The sequence below is a fragment of the Hungatella hathewayi WAL-18680 genome (assembly GCF_000235505.1).
Lineage (GTDB): Bacteria > Bacillota > Clostridia > Lachnospirales > Lachnospiraceae > Hungatella_A > Hungatella_A hathewayi_A.
Map to the genome: position 1 here is coordinate 1087548 of NZ_JH379028.1, position 20331 is coordinate 1107878.

The following is a 20331-nucleotide window of genomic DNA, read 5'->3' on the forward strand; positions in this document are numbered from 1 at the left end:
AACACAAAAAAGGGGCTGCCGACTCAAAAGTCACGCAGCACCTTTTCATTTATTTCTTCAATATCAGGTTCCCCTGCTCCGCATAATCGTAGACAGACTTACAGATATCAAGATACTCCTGGGCGTAATTGGTGCATCCACGGAGAATGGCATGGTTCACATGCTCCCGCAGATCATACCGGTGGGACGCCTCATTTCTCAGCATAAAGGTCTCCAGCGCCTCCTCCACATCCCCCGGCATATCCTCAGGGCAAATGAAATCCGTGTAATAACGGATATAAAATCTCAGGCTTTCCGCATTTTCAGACTTGTCCATCTTCTGCTTCGCAACCCTGATGTCGTCAATCATATCCTTAAATGCTTCCGTCATATCAATAAAATGGGAGCGCAGCGCCGACAGCGTGTCCATCTCCTCCTGCTCATCCCCCAGCACCTTCTCATATTTCCCGGTCAGGCGGACGATATTCTGGATGGAGGACTTCATACAGGCCACCTTCTGCGTAAACGCCAGCTTATGCTTCTCCCCGCTCTCCACCGGCTCCGGCGCTTCCAGCCCCGCCTTCTTCATTGCATCACCAATGACTGTCATTTAACCCTACCTCCGCACTCATACACTCACATACTTTTTTCATCGGATGGTAACCATAAATCTCAATCAATTTCCCGGCGTACGCAATCAATTCCTCCGGCGCGTAATCCGTCACCGTCACTTCATGGGTCAAAATTGCCTCCAGATTCACCGCCTTCTCCTCGTCCGTACAAATCTCTATCACATCGCAGGCCATCTTACGCTCCTCAAAATAATCCAGCACGAAATCCCGAATCCGATGCCGCAGCCGCCCATCCGGCGCATACACCGCCAAATCAATATCCGAGGCCTCCGTATAATTCTCCGTAAGAAAACTGCCAAACAACAGCACATTATAAAGATTCGTCTTCGGAAACCTCTCCCTCACCGCCTCCGAAAACTCCCGGACCACCGTCTCCCGCTCCTCCAAAGACAACATCCCCGTCCCTCCTTATCCCAACACCCCAAACTCAATCACTACCCAGATTATACCCCGTTTCCGGCAATCCTACAACCTGGGTCGTTTTTTTCATTAAAATGTTTCGTGCCTTCTTTTAATGAATCCACTCCCCATTCTCATTCACCTGATAGCCGTCCGGGGTCCGTGTATTGGCTGCCATCTTGCCATCTGGGTTCAGATAATACCATTTGCCATTGACCTGGGCCCAGCCGGTTTTCATAAGTCCTGTCTCATCCAGATAATACCATACCTGGTTGTCGAACAGCCAGCCGGTTTTCATTTCTCCGGATACCGGTGTCAAATAATACCGTTTGCCATTGATGTCCGTCCAGCCCTGCAGCATATAGCCATCCGCACCCACTCGATACCAGTGGCTCTTTACGTAAATCCAATCATTGACATAGCTGGTGCCGTCTGCTCTCAGGAACTTCCAGCCGGCGGTATCCTTTTTCCAGGTGCCTGGTGTCTCAGGGATTGCCGGTTTTGCTTTAACCGTGCCGGATACTCTGGAGCTGCCGCCACCGCCACTGCTGCTGTGGGTGGTACCGGAACTTATCTTTTCAAATACGGCCTCAATCTGGTGTTTTCCGGTAACCGTGAGTTGATAAGAAGTGATACGTCCCTGGCTCACTCCGTCAACCAGAACATCCTTTGTCCGATATCCACTGTCCGGTGTAATCGTAAAGTCAATCGCCTGCCCCTTTGTCACCTGCTGGGAAGTCGGTGAGATACTTCCGCCTTCATTGTAGGACACGCCCACATAAAGCTCCTCAACTCCGTTGGCCTCAATCACTACATCCCCGGATATCTGCAGTTTGCCCTGATTGTCAATTGTCTGGCTGTCCTCTCCGGTTGCCTGGATACTGCCGCCGGATATCTTAACGCCTCCTGTCGTATTGCTGGCATTCTTGATCGCCACGGAGCGTGCGCCGGAAGCCGTTATCGTTCCTGCCGTCATTTCAACAGTACCGGTTTCGTCATTGAAAACAGCTATCTCGTCTGGACTTTCGGAGGTAATGCTGCCGCCATCAATTTTCAGAATCGCCTGTTTCCGGTTGGCGATGACTGCTTTTTCTTCCTCATTTGATTTTACAGCCATTGTGTTGAGTTGTCTGGCCATTTCAAGTGCGCCGTGAATCTCGGCATTGCCTGATATGTTAACGGTTCCTCTATTTTGATTTGTAATCGCTGTGTTACGATTATTGGATATCAAACCGCCACTTATATCGGCAACAGGATAAAACTTTTCATGTGTTATACCATCTTCATTGTTGTTCCAGATACCAGTATAATTATTAATTATTTCACCATCCGTAACTATCAATTTTCCACTATTAAAAATACCGTGACCATTATTATCTGCAATCACTCCACCATTTATAATTCCAGTCCCTTCATTTTGCCCTCCTAAAATCACAATACCGATACCACTGTTATTGACCAATTCTCCATCCTTCAGTGTGAATATAGTACTTCTACCTACTTTAAGTGCCGAATCTGGAAACCCAGATATTGTACCACCATTCATTTCTCCCGTCCCTGAAATCCATATGCCACTCTTTCTATGATTTGTCAAATCCGAATAATCATCACTATTTGTAATAACAGTCCCTTCCTCAATATTAATTTCTGCATCTCCTGACGAGAAAATAGCATAATAATCAGTCAAACGATTATCTGTTGAGGATACTTTCACGTCACAGTCCATCCCCGTATTATCTATAACAATATCACTTAACGTTACTTTAGAATTTTTAATATGTATCATCCATCGCTGTTGATTATTGCCCGCAAAAGATATCTGCCCTCCCCGCAAATCAATTTCTTTGCCGTCAGGAATCACAAGCGTCTCCGTCAGCGCAATCTCCCCTTCCACCACAACAGTCCCACTGTTCATAACAGCCTCCTGAAGCTCCGTCTCATTCGACACATAAACCGCATCAGCCGGCGTCGCCACCACCGCCCGATTCATCAGCAGCTGGTTTTCCAACCCTTCTATCTTCTCAGCCTCGTCCGGCATTTCCTCCTCTTCCTCCGAATCACCCCCCTCCTCAGGCATCTCATCCTGATTCTCGTCCTGATTCTCTTCCAACTCCTCATCCGCATCAAACGGCGTCTCAATCTTCCTCTCATCCACCGCATTCCGGCTCTCTTCCGTCTCATTTTTCTGCGCCCCAATTTCCGCCAGGGACACCATCGGGAGATTTTGCAGCGCCATTGCCACGCAAAGCCCCAACACTAGTTTACTCTTCATCCTCATTTACCTTTTCCTCCATCTTTCGACTATTTATGAAAAATACCTCTTCCCCTACATTTTATCATAATTACCATCATTGTCAATTATAAACATCTATTTATGATAATTATATTATCAGGCAGGAAGATGGGTATCTCCCTACCTGACACTATCAATCTGGAAAATGATTCTGAAAAAGAAAGAAAACTAGTTCCTTCAATCACCTGACTACAACTTCATATCTCCCGCCTTTATGGAGATACTTTCACGCTCCGCTTCCTGCGCCTCCCAGAAGGACATGGGAGAAAAGCCGCACAATCCTGCAACCAGACTGGCCGGAAACAGTTCAATAGCATTGTTGTATTTAAGCACGATATCATTGTAGAACTGCCGCGCCACGGAGATTTTGTTCTCCGTATCCGCCAGTTCCCTCTGCAGCTGCAAAAAATTACCGTCCGCCTTCAGTTCCGGGTATGATTCACTCACCACCAGAAGACGGCCAAGCGCCGCCTGAAGCTTCCCGTTTGCGGCCGCCGCCTGGTTGAAGTCCGCCGCTTCCATGGCAGACTGTCGTGCTTTTACCACCGCCTCCAGGGTGTCCCGCTCAAAATTGGCATAACCTTTGGCCGTTTCCAGCAAATTGGGTATCAAATCATAACGCCGCTTCAACTGTACCTCAATCTGTGCCATCTGATTTTTGACCCGGTTGCGCAGCGTTACAAACCTGTTCCTGATTCGAATCACCGCAATCAGGATCATCACAAGCAAGAGCACAACGGCGCCGATTACAAAGTATGTTCCCATATCACTTCCTCCCATTTCTCAAAAAAGCCTGAAATCCCGATAATTCAAATTCTTCATACGGAAAATGTCCTCGATAATGCCCTCATTTTCCTCCAACACCACCGCATAGATCAAAAAATCATCCCAAAGAACCAGCTGTTCCTTCTCCGCCTCTGCCAGATTAGAAAAATCCCGGATAAAATTTTTCAGCCCTGATATCTGAGCTGTCAAAATCTCTCCCTCCTCCGTCCTCTTTAACCATACCATAGAGCTGGATAACGCCATAACCGTGCGCACCGCAGCCACAACCGGCAGAAGGAACATGAACAAAAATGTCAGTACAATAAAAGCCGTCAGAGCCGTCGCAATCACCATATCCGGCGACGATAAAAGATAGTTCACCTGCTCCGCGCCAAAAGCCTGGGGTGCAGCCGCAAGAAAGACATCGACCCGCTCCAGCCAGGCGCTCTTACTAATCATAACAGCCATTATCCCCATCACCCAAAATAGGATAAAAGGAATCAGACATCCACCAAAACATCCCATGAGGCAGGTGCCGGCAGCAGAATTCACATTCTGCCGCATCCCCCTGTATTCCAGTTTCCCAGACTCTACGGCCTCCGTGACAGCCTGTTTCCTCCATGCGCCGAGGTTTGCCGGCTGTGCCTGCCCCTCTGCAATCAACGCCAGGAGCATCCTGTCACTGGGAAGCAGGCCGGAAAGTTCCTGCTGTAACACCCAAACTGTCCCGCCCTCCATGGAAACCGCCCCCATTTTGCTGTACTTTAACAGCAATGCCGCCATATCCTTTTGAGTTTCAATCTTCAAATCCATCAAAAGACTGATTGTCGTAGGAGAAATGCCGGTCAGTATTTCCCGGTAATAGTCAAAGTCCTCATCAACTCGAAATGTAGCATTGCGGATCACAGCCTTCCTCATCGTGTGGCTGACCGCCCGCCATAAAAGCACCACCGGCAGAGAAATGATTCCGGTGGCCAGCAAAAGTAAAAGCAGCGCCGCCACCGTCACCGTAAACTTCTGCTCCCTGAAAATGATTTCCCAAAGCAGCCGTCCATCCCGACCCATAGACAGAAACAGAAAGACGAGCGGCGGAACAACGAAAGCCAGTCTGTCCAGTTTCCGCCACTGTCTCAACTGTTTTGTCGCTATCGTTTTTTTCATGGCTTACTCCTGCTTCCCTTTTCCGTCCCACACCCCATTGGCATTCACATGATAGCCATCCGGGGTCATCGTGTTCCGATACAGTTTTCCTCTCGTGCCATCCGGTTCTTCATTGAAATAGTAGGATTTCCCATCAATCACATTCCAGCCGGTCACCATACGGCCCTTGGTATTATCGGACACTGGATTTAAGTAATAAGTGTTGCCTGTACCATCCGTATACCAGTCAGTCACCATAAATCCTTCCCCATCAAACAGGAACCAGTCAAATGCCTGCTGCCCGATGCTCAAGTCCGCATACGGATTATAGGCGGCCACCCATGTATTCACATACTCACTGCCATCTGCCCTTCCAAGTCTCCATCTGCCGCCTTCCATCGCTTTCCAGATAACCTCTTCCACATAGCTGGGAACCTTGACGTTGTTTATGATTTTCGTACCACCTGTATAGTTTTTTGGCAGACTTACTTTGAGGCCGCCACCGTTAGAAGCCAGGTGACCGGAACCGCCGCCGGAACCACCGGAGCCGCCACCCGATCCACCGGAACCACTGCCCGAACCGCCACCAGAACCACCAGAGCCGCTCCCCGAACCGTCAGAACCTCCACCGGTATTGCCGGAGTCTCCCGCCTTGTTAACCGTAATCGCCTGCACCGCCGTTTTCGCTGTGCCGCCTTCCGTATATGTAATCGTGACACTGGTATCTTTCACCGTCAATACCCCGGACGGAGAGACTGTATATCCCGTCACTGCCTCCTTGGAACCGTCCGTATACGCCGCGGTCACCACCATACCGGTACCGTCAAATGTTTCCCCTTCCACATAAACCGTCTTCGCCGGTTTGGCCGTCACAGCTATGGATTCCAATGTCTTCTCCGCCGCCTTAACCGTAACTCCCGGCACCTCAATAAACCCTTTGTTTAATCCGCCCACCTCATAGGAAATCCCATCCTTTCCGCTATTCTTACTCCAAACTGCTTTAGCTGTGGCAGGCAGCACACTTACATCCTCTGATGAGCCGCTCTTATACTCTGTTTTGTCTCCCGTCCATGTAATGACAGTACCGTTTCCGCTCAGAGTTGGCAGTACCGTCACGCCCCCCTCCTGGATAATCGTACTGCCCGTATTCTTGGTATCTCTGCCAAACACCATCCCACTGCCGGATATATCGATGACTCCCGTATTCAAATTAATATAGGTAGAATAAATTGCCGCACCACCGGCATTGATTACTTTACCTCCGGTAATAATCAGACTGCTGTAATAGTTATTAATGCCAAGGCTGCCCTCACTGCCGCCATTAATCGTGCCTCCCGATAGTTCGACTGTACAGGAATTGCAGTATAAAGCACAGTTTACACCGCTGCCACCAGTGATGGTCCCCTTCGTCATTTTGATATGGCCTCCATTACTTGATAAACCGTAATTGCCGTTTCCACTGCCACCGCTTATGATACCGCCGGATATGGTAATGTTATTTCGAACAGGAGTCCTGATTCCATAGCTATCTTCCTCAAACACATCATTGTTTCCTCCGGTAATTCTTCCACCTGATACAATGATATCGGTTTCCTGATTATTGCTGAAAAGGGCGGCGCTATTTTCCCGTGTACTGGTGGAAGCAATCACACCGTTAGCCATATGAAATACCGTATTTTCTTCCGACGTAACCTCAATTGAAACCACATAAATATCGCTGCCTGTTAAAGATGCTCTCCACTCCACGGTCACTCCCTTTGGAATAACCAGTTTAAGCTGCGTAGACGCGCTTGCCGTCCCGGTCACTACCACCGTATCGCCGTCCACCGCGGTTTTAATGCCATTTCCATTCGCCCATGTATCAATCTCCCCTGCCAGATACTCCGCCCCGGTCTGTATATTGTCTAACAGGTTAATCAGTTCCGGCTGCGCATCCGTCGGTGATGCCACCGAAACAGCTTCCTCCAAAACCTCCTCATAGCAGCTTTCGTCATGCTCATGGAGACAGACCAGTTTTTGGGCCTCCATGCTGGTTGCAACTCCATTTTTCTCATAACAGCTGTCATCATGTTCATGATGGCAGTTCAGGACAGATTCCGCACTCGCTGTAAAAGCAGTCATCGGCAATGCAGCCGCAACCACCACAGCCACCAAAACAGCGGAACATAGACCTGTGCATCGCTTCTTATTTTTTTGCATAACTGTTTCTCTCTTTCTGTGTATTTTTCAATCAGCTAAGACTCCAACCACATTATACCTGATTATAAAATCCACAGAAGAACCTCTGCAAAATCATACCATGGAATGCAAAAAAAGCCCATGTTCCCCGCCTGTCATCACGGTTCCGGTATCAAGACCGACGCCGTCACATAATCTCCCTCCGCCCTGATTGCAAAAGAGCCGTCATACCGCTCCACAATATCCTGAACAATTTCCAGCCCAAACCCGTGATTCTCCCCATCCGGTTTTGAAGTCACGATTCTTCCCTCCTCCCAGAGCGGCTGCTTATCGCAGGGATTTTTTACCGTTATCACCATCTGCCGTTCTTCCCGTACCATCCGGACCTGAATATTCCTGCCGGATTCGCATGCTTCTGCGGCCTCCATAGCATTATCCAACAGATTCCCCAGCAATATAATAATCTCCTCCTCCGTTAACCTCACATCTTTGAGATCACTGCACATGAAGTTTATATGGATACCCCGATTCAACGCCTCCTGCCTCTTCATATTCAAAATGGCATCGACCGTCGGATGGCCGGTGTAAATCCGCTCCAGCTCCTTCGCGATCTCACCAGTCAGCCCCTGAACATAGTCAAGCGTCTGGGATACCTGCCCCTGCTCCAGCATATGGCTGATTGTCAAAAGCTGGTTCTTATACTCATGGAGACGTTTTCCCTGCTTTGTATACAGTTCCTGTTTGTTTTGATAGATTAGAAGTTCCATCTTTGTCTGCCGGGCGGCATCCCTCAAACGGCTTTTCTCCGATTCCGTCTTTGCCGATATCAGCATATAAAAGAACAGAAACGTATTTAGTCCTATTATTCCATTCATTAAAAGCGGCATCCTCACAGGCACAATCTGTGTCCTCATCAGAAACTGTGTTGCAAAAATTCCTGCCCCTATCACAATTACGAATGGCGGAAACGATACCCGTCTTCCCTCTGAACCTAATGCGGCCTCCCCACTTCTTCTCCAAAACCAACGAATCAAAAATCCAATCCCCAGCTCCGTAACCCTTACGAGCAGACACATCAGATAATACACCACTATATTTCCTGAATTTCCATACACATAGTTATATCCTAACAAAGCACTGCAATCAATACAGCTAACCACCGAATATTGAAAAACATAAATAAAAAATACCTCCTTTAATGTGGTCTGATAAAAACACATAAGATAGGCACATACTAGCAAAAAATACAAAAAACAGCTTGAGTATCACAATTTTCTCAAACAGCATCACGTAACATGACATAATGGCCGTCAAGACGAGCAGTCCCAGTACCCGATTTCTCCAGCTTCCCATTTTTTTCTTTTCCAAAAAGGTGTCAGCCAAGATATCCAGTAAAATCAATTCCATAAACATCAAGACTGGCGTTATTATATAAACAATCATAGACCTTCCCCTTTATAAAAAGCATATTCCCTTTTTACATACTGGTACCTGTTCTTAGGAATATGCAGCGTAATCTTCTGCTGCATTTCCAGACGGTAACTGACAATATTTACAATATATCGCATATTCACCATATAGCTCTGGTGAACCCTCAAAAATCCATACCTGCCAAGCAGACTCTCCATCTCCGACAGTTTCCGGTTCATCGTTCCAATCACCCGCTGGTCACTGGCCGCCAGAAACAACAGTTTATGTCCCCGGCTCTCCACAAGACAGATTTCATCCGCTTTCAGATACCGCGTTTCATCCGTAAACTCCAGGCAGATTTCATCCGTGTCGATATGAAATTTCTTCAACACCGCCTCCATACACTCCTCAAAACTCCCATCCAGAGAATCCTTCACCAAATATCGAAACGCCCCAACCTTATAGCCGTCCAGCACATAATCCATATACCCCGTCACAAAGACAATGCAAATCTTCGGATTCATCTTCCGCAAAAGCCCGGCCGCCTCAATCCCATTGAGCCTGTCCATACTGATATCCAAAAATGCAATATCAAACCGCCCATTTTCACAGTCCCCCACCAGTTCTTCCCCGTTCATAAATGCCGTCATCTGAAACGCGATCTCCCTCACCTTCAGATAACCGGCAATCTTATCAACCAGCCTCTCCAAAAAAGGCTTCTCATCATCACACACCAAAATATTTAACATCCCTTTTTCTCCATATCTCCCCATTTTCTACCCGAAATTATCTTATCACAGATTCGATTCCCTGTCATTCCGTTCCGCCTTTTCTCATTTCCACCACAACAAAAAAACCTGTAAGATTTCTCTTACAGGTTTTTGACCTGGGCTACAAGGATTCGAACCTTGAAATGACGGAGTCAGAGTCCGTTGCCTTACCATTTGGCGATAGCCCAACACTTTATTTCTTGGTCACTACTGATGCAGCAACGATATGTATTATACAATAGCATAACCAATTTCGTCAAGCCCTTTTTCAAAAAAATTTTCCAATTTATTTACAGTTCTTTTTCCCGCCGCTTTCTGATAATCCCTCCCGAACTGCACATACTAAATTCGGAGGTGATAAACATGAGTCCAAAGGAATTAACTTATATCGAAGACGCGCTGAGCCACGAGAAATTTTTAAAGACCCAGTACCAGAACGCAGCTCAGAATCTGCAGGATGCGGAGCTGAAGCAGACCGTAACCCAGATGGCCGAGAAGCATCAGCAGATTTTTGACAGCTTCTACCACCTGGTATAACGAAAAATAACATTGGAAAGGAGAACACAACATGGATGACAAGTGTTTGATGGAGAACCTTCTCCTCACAACAAAGGGTGTCTGCGATTTATACCTGCACGGCACCATCGAGTCCTCTACCGCGGACGTGCACCAGGCATTTGACAATGCATTAAACGAGAGTCTCTGCCTTCAGGACCAGATTTACAAGAAAATGTCAGCAAAGGGCTGGTATTCCACAGAGCAGGCCGAGCAGCAGAAAATCACCAAGGTGAAAAACCAGTTCGCCGGCATGTAATATCATTCCAGCTATTTGAAAACGGATATGCCAAAAGACGCACAGTCTCCCCGGCATATCCGTTTTTTTCACGCGGGAAGGCATTTTATCGCCCTCCTGCCTGCTCCTGCTTCATATACCCCGCCATCTTTTTAATCGCCCGGTTATATTTTGACAGCACCGTGGCCAGCGGCATTTCCAGATTCTCCGCAATCTCCCGGTGTTTCAGTCCCCCCGCCTCGTGAAGCAGCACAATCTGCCTGTCCTCCTCCTTCAAAAGCGAAAGAGCCGAAAGCAGCGCCATCTTCTCCGGCGCCATCTCAATCTCCCGGCACACCTCCCCCGGCTCCTGCTCCTCCAGCTCATAGATACTCATATCCGCCTGGTACTTCTGCTGCCGGAAACGCATCAGACACAGATTCCTGGCAATGGTGAACAGCCAGGCCATGGGCTTTCCCTGGGACACATAGGAGTCCGCCAGCGTCCACACCTTCAGATACGTCTCCTGCATTACCTCCTCCGCGTCCTGCGGATTCTTCACATAGGACAGAATATACCCGTACACCGCTCTTACCGTATTCTCATAAAGCCGGTGAAACGCCTCCTCATCACCTGCCGCCACATATGACAACAGCCGGTCGTTCTCCAACCGGCTGTCATCCAAAGACAAATTCTTTCGCATCCGGGATTCCTCATTTCTAAACGTCCTCCGGAATCTCCGCACAAAAACTGTTTTCCACCGTAATGACACAATAGCATCTGGAATCCCGCTCATGTACGCATTCCGAAACCTTCAGCTTTATTGTGTCCCGCAACTGGGAATTATAATCCCTTGGCACCACCAAATCGAAAATCAGGTTCACCCGCTCCGTCCCATCCACGATTCTGAAATCATGAAACTGCAGCCTGGAATCCAGGGTGGCCAGCACATCCGCCACCATATCCCGGAATCCGGATACCCTCGTATTAGTCACTTCCACAGGGTCCATGTGAATCACCAGGAAAATGCCCAGCTTCCTCGCACACTCCCGCTCAATGGTGTCAATAATCTCGTGGCTCACCTCCACATCCACCTCGCTGGGAACCTCCGCATGAATCGACGCCATGCTTCTGGACGGCCCGTAGTTATGTACGATTAAATCATGGCTTCCCACAATCCCGTCGTACTGCTCCACAAAATCCGTAATCTCCTTATAAATCTTGGGGTCAATGGCCTCGCCAATCAGCGGAGCCAGCGTATCCTTGGCGATATTCACGCCCGCTATCATAACCACCACCGACACCACCAGACCGATAAACCCGTCAATATTTACGCCCCAGATGCCAAATATCACAATGGAGAGAATCGTCGCGCTGGTCGTCACCACATCCCCCATGGAATCCGCCGCCGTGGCCAGCATCACCTTCGACTGAATCCGTTTCCCCAAAGTCCGGTTAAACACACTCATCCACAGCTTCACCCCGATGGACAGCAGCAGAATCACCACCGAGACCATGTTAAATGTCATAACCTCCGGATTCCGAATCTTTCCAAACGAAGTCTTAAACAGGGAAAATCCCACCTGAATGACGATAAACGCCACAATAAACGCCGCGATATACTCAATCCGCCCATGCCCAAAAGGATGGTCCTCATCCGCCGGCTTCCCCGCCATCTTCACACCGACGAACCCGATAATCGAGGACGCCGCGTCCGATAAGTTGTTAAATGCATCCGCCATAACCGAGATACTGTTGATCAACAGCCCCGTCAACAGCTTCACCGTAAACAGCAGCACATTGCAGCAGATGCCCACAATACTCGAAAACAGCCCGTAGGATGTCCGCACCTTCACATCTTCCGTATTCTGATAATCCTTGACAAATTTTCTTGCCATCCAGTCAATCATCACTTATTTCACTCCACTTCTATCACTCAGCTGTCGTACATCACAGCCGTCAGAAACAGCCCGCAGGCCGGCGCCGTAGCCCCCGCCGCCTGTCTGTCCTTTGCCTCCAGAATCTCCCTCATGGAGTCCGGCGTCCGTTTCCCCAGACCCACCTCAATCAGGGTTCCCACCAGAATCCGAACCATATTATACAGGAAACCGTCGCCGATAACATGAATCTCCAGCCCGCTTCCCCGCTCCTGGATGCTGATGGTCTTCACCGTCCGCACCGTGGATTTCTTCATATTCTTATTCGAACAGAAACTCTTAAAATCATGGGTTCCGCACAACAGCTTCGCCGCCTGCCTCATGGCCTCCACATCCAGTTTCCGCCCCAGAGTATAGATATACTTCCGCTGAAATACCGAGCATTTGGGCGCCGTCTCAATCCAGTAGGTGTACACCTTCCCCGTGGCATTCAGCCTGCTGTGAAACCTGTCCGGCGCCTCCTCAAGCTGGGTAACGGCGATATCGTCCGGCAGATATTGGTTTACATAATCTTTTATCTCCTGAGGCGTTTTCTCCGTGTCCATATGCACATTGGCCACCTGGCCAGTGGCATGCACGCCAGCGTCCGTCCGCCCGGAGCCAATGATCTCAACGTCCTCCCCAGTCATTTTCCCAATCACGGATTCCAGCTTGGACTGAATCGTATTCTCCGTATTTCCCTGTCTCTGCCATCCATCATAACGGGTGCCGTCATACTGGACCACCATCTTATAATTTTTTCTCAACGTTTTTCTTCCCTTTCCTTCTCCTGTGCCACCGTCCAACAGCCAGAAACAGCACGGTGCCAAACAACACCCCCGCACAGTCCAGCCACACATCACTGATCTGCCCGGAGCGCCCCTCTGTGAACAGCTGCAGCGTCTCATCCACAAACGGTATCAGAAACCCAGCCAGTCCATGGAGCTGCCACCTCGTCACCGCCAAAAGTCCATACTGGGCCAGACACTGGGCCAGCAGAATCCCCAACAGCGTATATTCACTGAAATGCGCCGCCTTCCGGATGAAATGCTCCGTTACTCCCACATTTCCCAGCCCGACGGCCTTCATGGCGCCGGTGACCAGCTGAAGCACCGACATACTCTGCGCCGACGACTCCATCGCCGGGGTCAGGGAATTGCCAAACACAAATCCCACATACAACACCAGAAAAATGCTCCAGAAATACCGTTTACGCATGCTGTCCACCTTCCAGAATGCCACTTCGCCTGATGGCCTCCACAGCCCTGTTAAGCTCCTCCTCGTCCCTCACCAGGGCCAGTCTCACATGCCCCTCTCCGGACGGCCCAAAGGCGCTTCCAGGCGTTACCAGAACACCTGCCTTCTCCACCAAATCCATGGCAAAGTCCTCCGACTTCTCATAGTGGTCCGGAATCCTGGCCCAGACAAACATGGTGGCCTCCGGCTTCTCCATCTCCCAGCCAATCTTTTTGAGCCCGTCGCACAGCACATCCCGCCGCCTCTCATAAGCCCGCCTTGTCACCGCCACACATTCCTGGTCGCCGGTAATGGCCGTGATAGCCGCCTGCTGGATCGGCAGAAACATCCCATAATCCATGTTGGACTTCAGATTTTTCAGCTGTGCCACCACCTGGGCATTTCCCACGCAGAAACCGATTCTGGCTCCCGCCAGACCGTAAGTCTTTGACAGGGAGTTGAACTCCACCCCCACGTCCTTCGCCCCTGGAAAATGCAGGAAGCTGCCGCAGGTCTTCCCGTCAAACACCAGCTCACTGTACGCATTATCGTGAAGCACAATAATCTCATATTTTTTTGCAAACGCAATCAATTCCTCATAAAAGCTGTCCGGCGCCATCACCGTGGTCGGGTTGTTGGGGTAAGACACCACCATAAACTTCGCCCGCCTCGCCACATCCTCCGGAATCTCCGACAACTGGATGATATATCCGTTCTCCCGCCTTTGCGGCATATAGTAAAGCTCCGCGCCGGCCAGCAGCGGACCGTCCCCAAAGACCGGATAACAGGGGTCCGGCACCAGTACCACATCTCCCTGGTCCACCACCGTCATGGCAATGTGGGCCAGCCCCTCCTGGGAGCCAAGCAGAGAACAAATCTCCGTCCCGGCATCCAGTTTCACATCATACCGCCTTTGATACCACTCCGCCACCGCCTCCAGAAGCTCCGTCCTGTCGCTGATGGCGTAAATATAATTCTCCGGCTTCGCCGCCGCTTCACACAGAGCCTGGCGGATATGCTCTGCCGGCGGGATATTGGGCGCGCCGATGCTTAAGTCAATCACCTGGCCGCCCTGCTCCAGCTTCTCGTTCTTAATCTCCAGCAGTTTCGAGAAAATTCCTGCTCCAAACCTATCCATCCTCTTTGCAAACTGCATTTCCAATCCTCCCTGCTATCACCTACTGCAAATACCGTTTTGCGATGGCGCCAAGTTCCTCCTGATGCGTCGGAAACCAGCTGTCATAGGTACATCCGGCCTCCTGAACCGTCTGCGCCACCTCTATCAGAAATGCGGCGATATCCTTCTCCAGAATCACGCCCCATTTCTCTCCAAACCGCTCCTCGCCTTCTCTGTCGCAGCCGTTGACATGGAGCGTAAAGGACGGGTTCGGCACCTTATCTATCACCTTGACACCGCCGTGGAAGCCAAGACTTCCTATCTGATGGGTGCCACAGGAGGACGGACAGCCCGAGATATGAATCTGCGGCAGCACGCCATCCTTAAAATCATACTTGCGAAGTTCCTCCACCAGCGCGTGAATCAGCCCCTGGGAATCCCTGGAGCCCACCTGGCAGATGGAAGCGCCGATACAGGCCACGGAGGTCTCAAACAGGTTTCCGGCGCCGTCCTTCGTCGCCTCCACCACCTTCTGCGCCTCACTACCGGTACAGTTGATGATATACACCGATTCATCCGGCGCCAGCCGCAGCTCCACGCCTTTCATGTGCCGAATCAAATCGTACAGCTTTCGGAACATTTCCGACGCCGGAGTACCGCCGATTGGGTGATAGGCCACCGCATACAGTCCCTCCTGCTTCTGAGGAATCACCCTCGGCCCTTCGGCAATGCTTCCGTCACCCACTTTTCCATCAACCGGTGTCTTCACAACCACATCCAGGTTCTCCCCGGATGCCATCACCTCCTTAAGCTTCTGACGATATGCCTCCACATAACCTTCCTGCCCCAGCGTATCCTGCATATAGCGGGTTCTGGCCTTCGCGCGGTTCTCATAATTGCCGTACTCGATAAACACCTCCACCATGGCTTTCACATAGTAGAGCACCTTCTCCGGCGCTGCGTTGGTAGCCACACACACTCCCAGCTTCGGATTTAACCCAAGACCGCCGGCGCTGTACACGTCAAAGGTGCCATCCTCCTTCGCCACAAAGCCAAGGTCACGGAAGGTGGCATGGGGTCTGTTGGCCGGCAGATTGGAAAATCCCACCTTCAGCTTTCGCGGCATCTTGACACGGTTGATCAGCGTCATCAGGTAATCCGCCGTCGCTTTCACATAAGGCATCACGTCAAAATACTCTCCCTGCTCCACACCGGCTAACGGCGATGTCATCACATTCCGGGGGAAATCCCCGCCACCTCCCCAGGTGATAATTCCATACGAAACCGCCTCTTCTATAATCTCATAAACACTTTCCGGCCCCAGGTTGTGAAGCTGCACCGTCTGGCAGGTGGTGAAATGCACCTTGTCGATATGATGCTTTTCAATCATCTCCGCGATAAATCTGAGCTTATCCTTATTGATACAGCCCCCTGTCATTCGAAGGCGGAGCATACTGGCCTCCCCGCCCCTCTGCGCGTAACTCCCATACCGCCCGGAAAATCCCTTGTAATCCTTCACGTTAATCTCTTTGCGATAAAACTTGTCCGTCATCTCTTTAAATGCCGGTAACTCCGATTTAAATTCCTTTACACATCTCTCTAAATTCATCATATTCTCCTCTTGTATCATCAGGCTGTTTTGCTGCTGCAACCAGATTTCTCTATTATAACACGATTTTCGTAAATGTCTTCCCTCTTTTCTGCCGAAATCTGGAATTCCTTATCCTGTTTCTTCTATCAGAATGACCTTTGCACATTCCCATAAGTTATATTATAATAATCTGGATAAGGAGAGAGACTATGACAAAACGAAAAAGACAACAACACCCTCTGATACTGCTATTATGTTTCCTAGCCGTTATTCTGTCCGCATTCTTTTATGAACATTCACCGGACAGCCAATTTACCACTGCCGATACGGTTTCCGCCGCTGTTGGAGACTCCGCGGTGCAGGTACATTTTATCGACGTAGGGCAGGGAGACAGCACACTGATTGAATCAAACGGGCATTACATGCTCATTGACGCCGGTGAGAACAACCAGGCCGATACGGTGATATCCTATCTCCGAAGCCAGAATGTTTCCACTCTGGACTACGTCATCGGCACCCATCCCCATTCCGACCATATCGGCGGTCTGGATAAGGTGATAGAAGCCTTCGACATCGGCAAAGTGATACTGCCGCCCAAAGAGCACACCACCAGAACCTTCGAGGACCTGCTGGACGCCATCGCTGGCAAAAACTTAAAAATCACCAAACCGGTAGTCGGCGATATCTACGAGCTGGGCGACGCCTCCTTCCAGATACTCGCCCCCAACCAGGACTACGGCGACGATTTAAACAATTGGTCCGTAGGCATCCGCCTGGTATATGGCAATACGGCCTTCGTCTTCACCGGAGACGCCGAAGCAAACGCTGAGGCCGATATCCTGGCCAACGGCCTGACACTCCGCGCCGACGTCCTCAAAGCAGGACACCACGGAAGCCGCACCTCCAACAGCGACAGCTTCCTGGACAGCGTTCAACCATCTTACGCCGTGATTAGCTGCGGCAGCGGCAATACATACGGCCACCCGCACCAGGAGACCATGAAGAAACTGGAAGACAGAAATATCCAGATATACCGAACCGACACACAAGGCAATATCGTGGCAACCACAGACGGAACAGACATTACATGGGTTACGGAGGAATAAACACATGCGCTATATCATAGACCGTTTTGAAGAAACACTTGCAATATGCGAAACCGAAAACAGGGACACTATCACCGTCCCCAGAACCGACCTCCCCGCCTCCACCCAAGAAGGCGACGTCCTGGTCCTCCAGGACGGCATCTGGGAACTGGACACAGAAGCCACCGATGAGCGCCGGCGAAGAATCCAAAAGAAAATGATGGACCTGTTTGAGTAAATAGATAAATTGAAGATTGTAAAAATAATTCCACAGTTATATAATAACAATATCCACCAGTTCCGGGAGGAGTGCGGCTCGTCCGTATAGCCGGTGTCCGGTCTCACACTTGTATATCCCGAGAACACGCGGCTGCTGATGGATATTTTCAAACAACAAAAAGGCTGAAATTTCTTAATTTAAAACATCCATATAGCTGTCTTTCAAGTTTACCACCGGACAACTGGGTTCGCCCTGTATGGTACTCTCCCAAACCCTTTTCATGTACGCAATTAATTCACCAAGCCTATCCGACGTACCCCCCTTTCTTATTGTTCTTTATAAAAAGTAATGGTTTCTCCATTCAGTTCCAAACCAAGAAAATCCCCATCCCTTTCATATTTCATATTGATCCCCACAGGCATATCCCCACCTGACAGGTATAATGTAGAATCATCCACGACCTCATATTTTAACCAGCCACCACCAAGGACAATTCCATCTTTCCCCATCATTATATTTCCTTTTTCTGTAAAAGTAACCTCTCCGGCTTCGCATTTCCAGGTACCTATAAGGGAAGGGGATTCTTCTCCCATTACCTTTGTATGACTTTCGGGTATTGCTTCGATAATAGTAATATTTGCACTTTCGTCCTTATAGCTGTTCTTCGTAGTGGAAAATGACCTTATCCACGTTATACTTCCAATAATAACAGTACAGGCTAAAATAAAGAAAAACGACTTCCCTCTATTCCGTAATATTACTTCTTCCGATAGTTTGGACTTTGTGCCACATTTAGGGCAATAGTACAAATCATCGGATAGTTGTTTGCCACAATTTTTACAATACATTTAATCCATCACTCCAATAAAGTATGTTTTAGGAGCAGAAAATGGCAGCCAACGAGAACTATCCCTTACTGTAAATTCTCGTATACTCTGACCATTAATGCCTATCGTCTGTCCCCTCCTTTTTATGAATTTTGTTTTAAGAAGCGTCTTCCACTCATTACCTTTCCGATATAATAATTCATAAGTGGCTATTTATTAGGGATAAAAGGAACTGCTACATTAGACATTTCTACTTTAAACGAAAAAGAAATAATGATTTTATATGAATTAATTGAATATTTAAAAACATTAAAATAAATAAGGCCGGAGCCTTGTAAAACCAGGGCTCCGGCTGCAAATAAAAAGTATGGTACAAGACTCATCTTCAGGACAGAAATATCATTAAAACCCACCTGAATGAAAAGCCTTCGCTATAACATAAGATGGTTCATAGTAAGCACTGCAATTGTAATTATCAATCGTATCACACAATTCATGATTATATACTCTAATGATACCATCCGCATAATCTTCATCCGGCATCATAGTATCTAAAATTAACCGCTGATATACCTTTCCCATCTGTGTAGGCCTTGGTATCTCCGTAACCAGTTCCCGGTCCACAACCGTAACATCAATCTCCCCGGTCGTAAGTGAATATTTATCAATCCATTCATCTTCTACCTGAACAGGATTCTCGCTGTGAAGCACATTGGCGAGGCTCAGTAATTTAGCAAGTTCTTCTTTCCCAATCGCATTCACAACATAAGAATTACGTTTCTTTAACCGTCTGGCTACACGCTCAATCATATAGCATACAAAATATAAATCATCTTTCTCAATTTCTTCTTCCGGGAAAAACACATTTGTCATAATGCATAGCTCCTTTCGTATTGCAAAGTAGCAAGGGCATCCTCAGTGCAAAATGAAATCTGATGCGTCGGATACTTAAATTTTACCAATTCCCAGAAAGCCGCTCTTGATATAACACCTGACACAAAGTCTTCCACATAATCCCAGATTTGGTCATCAGCCATAGGACCTTCTACAATATCATAAGTATGCTCTACTCCCCTTCGGCAGGCTACCACAAAATCCAGCCACGCATCTGTCATCTCCGAAAAAGAGCAGATAGAAAGCTTCTTGTTTTCCGTATAAATATAACAATTAACAACAGAGGCTCCACGCTTTGTAAGCGCCCAGCGTTTGGCCTGTTTTTCCATATTCGTACAGTAAAATCCATAACCAAAATCTTTATAGTGACCATTAATCACTACTTTAGGACGATTTACAATCACATTACTACCATGGTATAACAAATTACCTTCCAGCAAAGGCTCTCCCCCTCTTATCTTACTAATTATTTATAATAACGCATTTAGCCGGAAGTTTTTGTTTTACAAAAACTTCCGGCTATCATTATAATTTAGAGCGCGAGACGGGACTCGAACCCGCGGCCTCGACCTTGGCAAGGTCGCGCTCCACCAACTGAGCCACTCGCGCATTTAGGGCATATACCCTCAAAACCACACATTGCTATATATCTTACCATCCGTTCTTACTTCCTCTTACCTAAACCAACTTGGATAAGCCCTCGACCTATTAGTAACAGTCAGCTCCACATGTTGCCATGCTTCCACCTCTGCCCTATCTACCTCGTCGTCTTCAAGGGGTCTTACTACTTGCGTATGGGATATCTCATCTTGAGGGGGGCTTCACGCTTAGATGCCTTCAGCGTTTATCCCTTCCCGACTTGGCTACTCTGCCATAGACTTGATAGTCTAACAGATACACCAGAGGTCAGTCCATCCCGGTCCTCTCGTACTAAGGACAGCTCCTCTCAAATATCCTACGCCCACGCCGGATAGGGACCGAACTGTCTCACGACGTTCTGAACCCAGCTCGCGTACCGCTTTAATGGGCGAACAGCCCAACCCTTGGGACCTACTTCAGCCCCAGGATGCGATGAGCCGACATCGAGGTGCCAAACCACTCCGTCGA

20 protein-coding genes, 2 tRNA genes, 1 rRNA gene and 2 pseudogenes are annotated in these 20331 nt (G+C 48.8%); 4 read left to right on the forward strand and 21 right to left on the reverse strand.

All coding sequences use genetic code 11. From position 1 onward, the window contains the following. Window positions 1-49: 49 nt before the first annotated feature. The 10 genes from HMPREF9473_RS20635 to HMPREF9473_RS20675 all read right to left on the reverse strand — a co-directional run bounded on the left by HMPREF9473_RS20635 (window position 50) and on the right by HMPREF9473_RS20675 (window position 9754). A complete protein-coding gene (locus HMPREF9473_RS20635; protein WP_006782157.1) occupies window positions 50-589 on the reverse strand; it encodes a hypothetical protein in 540 nt (179 codons plus the stop codon). Next, the gene (locus HMPREF9473_RS20640; RefSeq protein WP_006782158.1) at window positions 573-1007 is read right to left on the reverse strand and encodes a nucleotidyltransferase domain-containing protein; all 435 of its coding nucleotides are present in this window, start codon (window positions 1005-1007) and stop codon (window positions 573-575) included. The genes HMPREF9473_RS20635 and HMPREF9473_RS20640 overlap by 17 nt, the downstream gene beginning before the upstream one ends. Window positions 1008-1122: 115 nt before the next feature. Then, the gene (locus HMPREF9473_RS28440; protein ID WP_278245539.1) at window positions 1123-3282 is read right to left on the reverse strand and encodes an InlB B-repeat-containing protein; all 2160 of its coding nucleotides are present in this window, start codon (window positions 3280-3282) and stop codon (window positions 1123-1125) included. A 210-nt stretch (window positions 3283-3492) separates the two neighbouring features. Continuing rightward, a complete protein-coding gene (locus HMPREF9473_RS20650) occupies window positions 3493-4068 on the reverse strand; it encodes a LemA family protein (protein ID WP_006782160.1) in 576 nt (191 codons plus the stop codon). An 18-nt stretch (window positions 4069-4086) separates the two neighbouring features. Beyond that, window positions 4087-5229, reverse strand: coding sequence for a DUF2207 family protein (locus HMPREF9473_RS20655; protein WP_006782161.1), 1143 nt, complete (start codon window positions 5227-5229; stop codon window positions 4087-4089). Window positions 5230-5232: 3 nt separating this feature from the next. Then, window positions 5233-7407, reverse strand: a complete 2175-nt coding sequence (locus HMPREF9473_RS26535; protein WP_006782162.1) for a hypothetical protein — start codon at window positions 7405-7407, stop codon at window positions 5233-5235. 137 nt (window positions 7408-7544) lie between these two features. Then, window positions 7545-8261, reverse strand: coding sequence for a sensor histidine kinase (locus HMPREF9473_RS28275; protein WP_242830871.1), 717 nt, complete (start codon window positions 8259-8261; stop codon window positions 7545-7547). 277 nt (window positions 8262-8538) lie between these two features. Beyond that, the gene (locus HMPREF9473_RS28280; protein ID WP_006782164.1) at window positions 8539-8829 is read right to left on the reverse strand and encodes a hypothetical protein; all 291 of its coding nucleotides are present in this window, start codon (window positions 8827-8829) and stop codon (window positions 8539-8541) included. Continuing rightward, on the reverse strand, window positions 8826-9545 hold the full coding sequence (locus HMPREF9473_RS20670; protein ID WP_006782165.1) for a LytR/AlgR family response regulator transcription factor: 720 nt from the start codon (window positions 9543-9545) through the stop codon (window positions 8826-8828). The genes HMPREF9473_RS28280 and HMPREF9473_RS20670 overlap by 4 nt, the downstream gene beginning before the upstream one ends. A gap of 137 nt (window positions 9546-9682) precedes the next feature. Next, window positions 9683-9754: transfer RNA gene (locus HMPREF9473_RS20675), tRNA-Gln, on the reverse strand. Between the two features lie 175 nt (window positions 9755-9929). Here HMPREF9473_RS20675 and HMPREF9473_RS27855 point away from each other — a divergent pair. Next, window positions 9930-10103, forward strand: coding sequence for a spore coat protein (locus HMPREF9473_RS27855; protein WP_006782166.1), 174 nt, complete (start codon window positions 9930-9932; stop codon window positions 10101-10103). 31 nt (window positions 10104-10134) lie between these two features. After that, entirely contained in the window at window positions 10135-10380 is a 246-nt protein-coding gene (locus HMPREF9473_RS20680; protein WP_006782167.1) for a spore coat protein, read from the forward strand. Between the two features lie 85 nt (window positions 10381-10465). On the opposite strand, the gene HMPREF9473_RS20685 is transcribed toward HMPREF9473_RS20680, so the two are convergent. The 6 genes and pseudogenes from HMPREF9473_RS20685 to HMPREF9473_RS28805 all read right to left on the reverse strand — a co-directional run. Beyond that, the gene (locus HMPREF9473_RS20685) at window positions 10466-11041 is read right to left on the reverse strand and encodes an RNA polymerase sigma factor (RefSeq protein WP_006782169.1); all 576 of its coding nucleotides are present in this window, start codon (window positions 11039-11041) and stop codon (window positions 10466-10468) included. A 16-nt stretch (window positions 11042-11057) separates the two neighbouring features. Then, entirely contained in the window at window positions 11058-12248 is a 1191-nt protein-coding gene (locus HMPREF9473_RS20690; protein ID WP_006782170.1) for a cation diffusion facilitator family transporter, read from the reverse strand. Between the two features lie 26 nt (window positions 12249-12274). Beyond that, window positions 12275-13003, reverse strand: coding sequence for a tRNA pseudouridine(38-40) synthase TruA (gene truA, locus HMPREF9473_RS20695; protein ID WP_006782171.1), 729 nt, complete (start codon window positions 13001-13003; stop codon window positions 12275-12277). Window position 13004: 1 nt separating this feature from the next. After that, the gene (locus HMPREF9473_RS20700) at window positions 13005-13472 is read right to left on the reverse strand and encodes a VanZ family protein (RefSeq protein ID WP_006782172.1); all 468 of its coding nucleotides are present in this window, start codon (window positions 13470-13472) and stop codon (window positions 13005-13007) included. Next, window positions 13465-14646 (reverse strand): aminotransferase class I/II-fold pyridoxal phosphate-dependent enzyme, encoded by a 1182-nt coding sequence (locus HMPREF9473_RS20705; RefSeq protein WP_006782173.1) that lies wholly within the window; start codon window positions 14644-14646, stop codon window positions 13465-13467. Before HMPREF9473_RS20705 ends, HMPREF9473_RS20700 begins: the two co-directional genes overlap by 8 nt. Window positions 14647-15421: 775 nt before the next feature. Further along, window positions 15422-16237 (reverse strand): annotated as a pseudogene (locus tag HMPREF9473_RS28805) (nitrite/sulfite reductase); the annotation flags it as partial. A 170-nt stretch (window positions 16238-16407) separates the two neighbouring features. Between HMPREF9473_RS28805 and HMPREF9473_RS20715 the strand changes: the two are divergent. Continuing rightward, window positions 16408-17295: pseudogene (locus tag HMPREF9473_RS20715) on the forward strand (ComEC/Rec2 family competence protein); the annotation flags it as partial. A gap of 13 nt (window positions 17296-17308) precedes the next feature. Continuing rightward, window positions 17309-17521: a DUF3006 domain-containing protein gene (locus HMPREF9473_RS20720; RefSeq protein ID WP_006782176.1), complete on the forward strand. Its 213-nt coding sequence runs from the start codon at window positions 17309-17311 to the stop codon at window positions 17519-17521. A gap of 308 nt (window positions 17522-17829) precedes the next feature. Here the strand turns inward: HMPREF9473_RS20720 and HMPREF9473_RS20725 are convergent, their stop codons facing one another. The 5 genes from HMPREF9473_RS20725 to HMPREF9473_RS20745 all read right to left on the reverse strand — a co-directional run. Continuing rightward, window positions 17830-18351, reverse strand: coding sequence for a zinc ribbon domain-containing protein (locus HMPREF9473_RS20725; protein ID WP_034859684.1), 522 nt, complete (start codon window positions 18349-18351; stop codon window positions 17830-17832). Between the two features lie 381 nt (window positions 18352-18732). Further along, a complete protein-coding gene (locus HMPREF9473_RS20730; protein ID WP_006782178.1) occupies window positions 18733-19203 on the reverse strand; it encodes a hypothetical protein in 471 nt (156 codons plus the stop codon). Beyond that, window positions 19200-19661 carry a DUF3990 domain-containing protein gene (locus HMPREF9473_RS20735; RefSeq protein ID WP_175422936.1) on the reverse strand — a complete coding sequence of 154 codons (462 nt, stop codon included), beginning with the start codon at window positions 19659-19661 and terminating at the stop codon, window positions 19200-19202. Before HMPREF9473_RS20735 ends, HMPREF9473_RS20730 begins: the two co-directional genes overlap by 4 nt. 99 nt (window positions 19662-19760) lie before the next feature. Further along, a tRNA-Gly gene (locus tag HMPREF9473_RS20740) sits at window positions 19761-19833 on the reverse strand. 79 nt (window positions 19834-19912) lie between these two features. Next, window positions 19913-20331: ribosomal RNA gene (locus HMPREF9473_RS20745) — 23S ribosomal RNA — on the reverse strand; the annotation flags it as partial.

Excerpts from the sequence above, each read along its gene's own strand:
- HMPREF9473_RS20635 (WP_006782157.1), bottom strand. The coding sequence starts at position 589 with ATGACAGTCATTGGTGATGCAATGAAGAAGGCGGGGCTGGAAGCGCCG.
- HMPREF9473_RS20640 (WP_006782158.1), bottom strand. The coding sequence starts at position 1,007 with ATGTTGTCTTTGGAGGAGCGGGAGACGGTGGTCCGGGAGTTTTCGGAG.
- HMPREF9473_RS28440 (WP_278245539.1), bottom strand. The coding sequence starts at position 3,282 with ATGAAGAGTAAACTAGTGTTGGGGCTTTGCGTGGCAATGGCGCTGCAA.
- HMPREF9473_RS20650 (WP_006782160.1), bottom strand. The coding sequence starts at position 4,068 with ATGGGAACATACTTTGTAATCGGCGCCGTTGTGCTCTTGCTTGTGATG.
- HMPREF9473_RS20655 (WP_006782161.1), bottom strand. The coding sequence starts at position 5,229 with ATGAAAAAAACGATAGCGACAAAACAGTTGAGACAGTGGCGGAAACTG.
- HMPREF9473_RS26535 (WP_006782162.1), bottom strand. The coding sequence starts at position 7,407 with ATGCAAAAAAATAAGAAGCGATGCACAGGTCTATGTTCCGCTGTTTTG.
- HMPREF9473_RS28275 (WP_242830871.1), bottom strand. The coding sequence starts at position 8,261 with ATGAATGGAATAATAGGACTAAATACGTTTCTGTTCTTTTATATGCTG.
- HMPREF9473_RS28280 (WP_006782164.1), bottom strand. The coding sequence starts at position 8,829 with ATGATTGTTTATATAATAACGCCAGTCTTGATGTTTATGGAATTGATT.
- HMPREF9473_RS20670 (WP_006782165.1), bottom strand. The coding sequence starts at position 9,545 with ATGTTAAATATTTTGGTGTGTGATGATGAGAAGCCTTTTTTGGAGAGG.
- HMPREF9473_RS27855 (WP_006782166.1), top strand. The coding sequence starts at position 9,930 with ATGAGTCCAAAGGAATTAACTTATATCGAAGACGCGCTGAGCCACGAG.
- HMPREF9473_RS20680 (WP_006782167.1), top strand. The coding sequence starts at position 10,135 with ATGGATGACAAGTGTTTGATGGAGAACCTTCTCCTCACAACAAAGGGT.
- HMPREF9473_RS20685 (WP_006782169.1), bottom strand. The coding sequence starts at position 11,041 with ATGCGAAAGAATTTGTCTTTGGATGACAGCCGGTTGGAGAACGACCGG.
- HMPREF9473_RS20690 (WP_006782170.1), bottom strand. The coding sequence starts at position 12,248 with ATGATTGACTGGATGGCAAGAAAATTTGTCAAGGATTATCAGAATACG.
- truA (WP_006782171.1), bottom strand. The coding sequence starts at position 13,003 with ATGGTGGTCCAGTATGACGGCACCCGTTATGATGGATGGCAGAGACAG.
- HMPREF9473_RS20700 (WP_006782172.1), bottom strand. The coding sequence starts at position 13,472 with ATGCGTAAACGGTATTTCTGGAGCATTTTTCTGGTGTTGTATGTGGGA.
- HMPREF9473_RS20705 (WP_006782173.1), bottom strand. The coding sequence starts at position 14,646 with ATGCAGTTTGCAAAGAGGATGGATAGGTTTGGAGCAGGAATTTTCTCG.
- HMPREF9473_RS20720 (WP_006782176.1), top strand. The coding sequence starts at position 17,309 with ATGCGCTATATCATAGACCGTTTTGAAGAAACACTTGCAATATGCGAA.
- HMPREF9473_RS20725 (WP_034859684.1), bottom strand. The coding sequence starts at position 18,351 with ATGTATTGTAAAAATTGTGGCAAACAACTATCCGATGATTTGTACTAT.
- HMPREF9473_RS20730 (WP_006782178.1), bottom strand. The coding sequence starts at position 19,203 with ATGACAAATGTGTTTTTCCCGGAAGAAGAAATTGAGAAAGATGATTTA.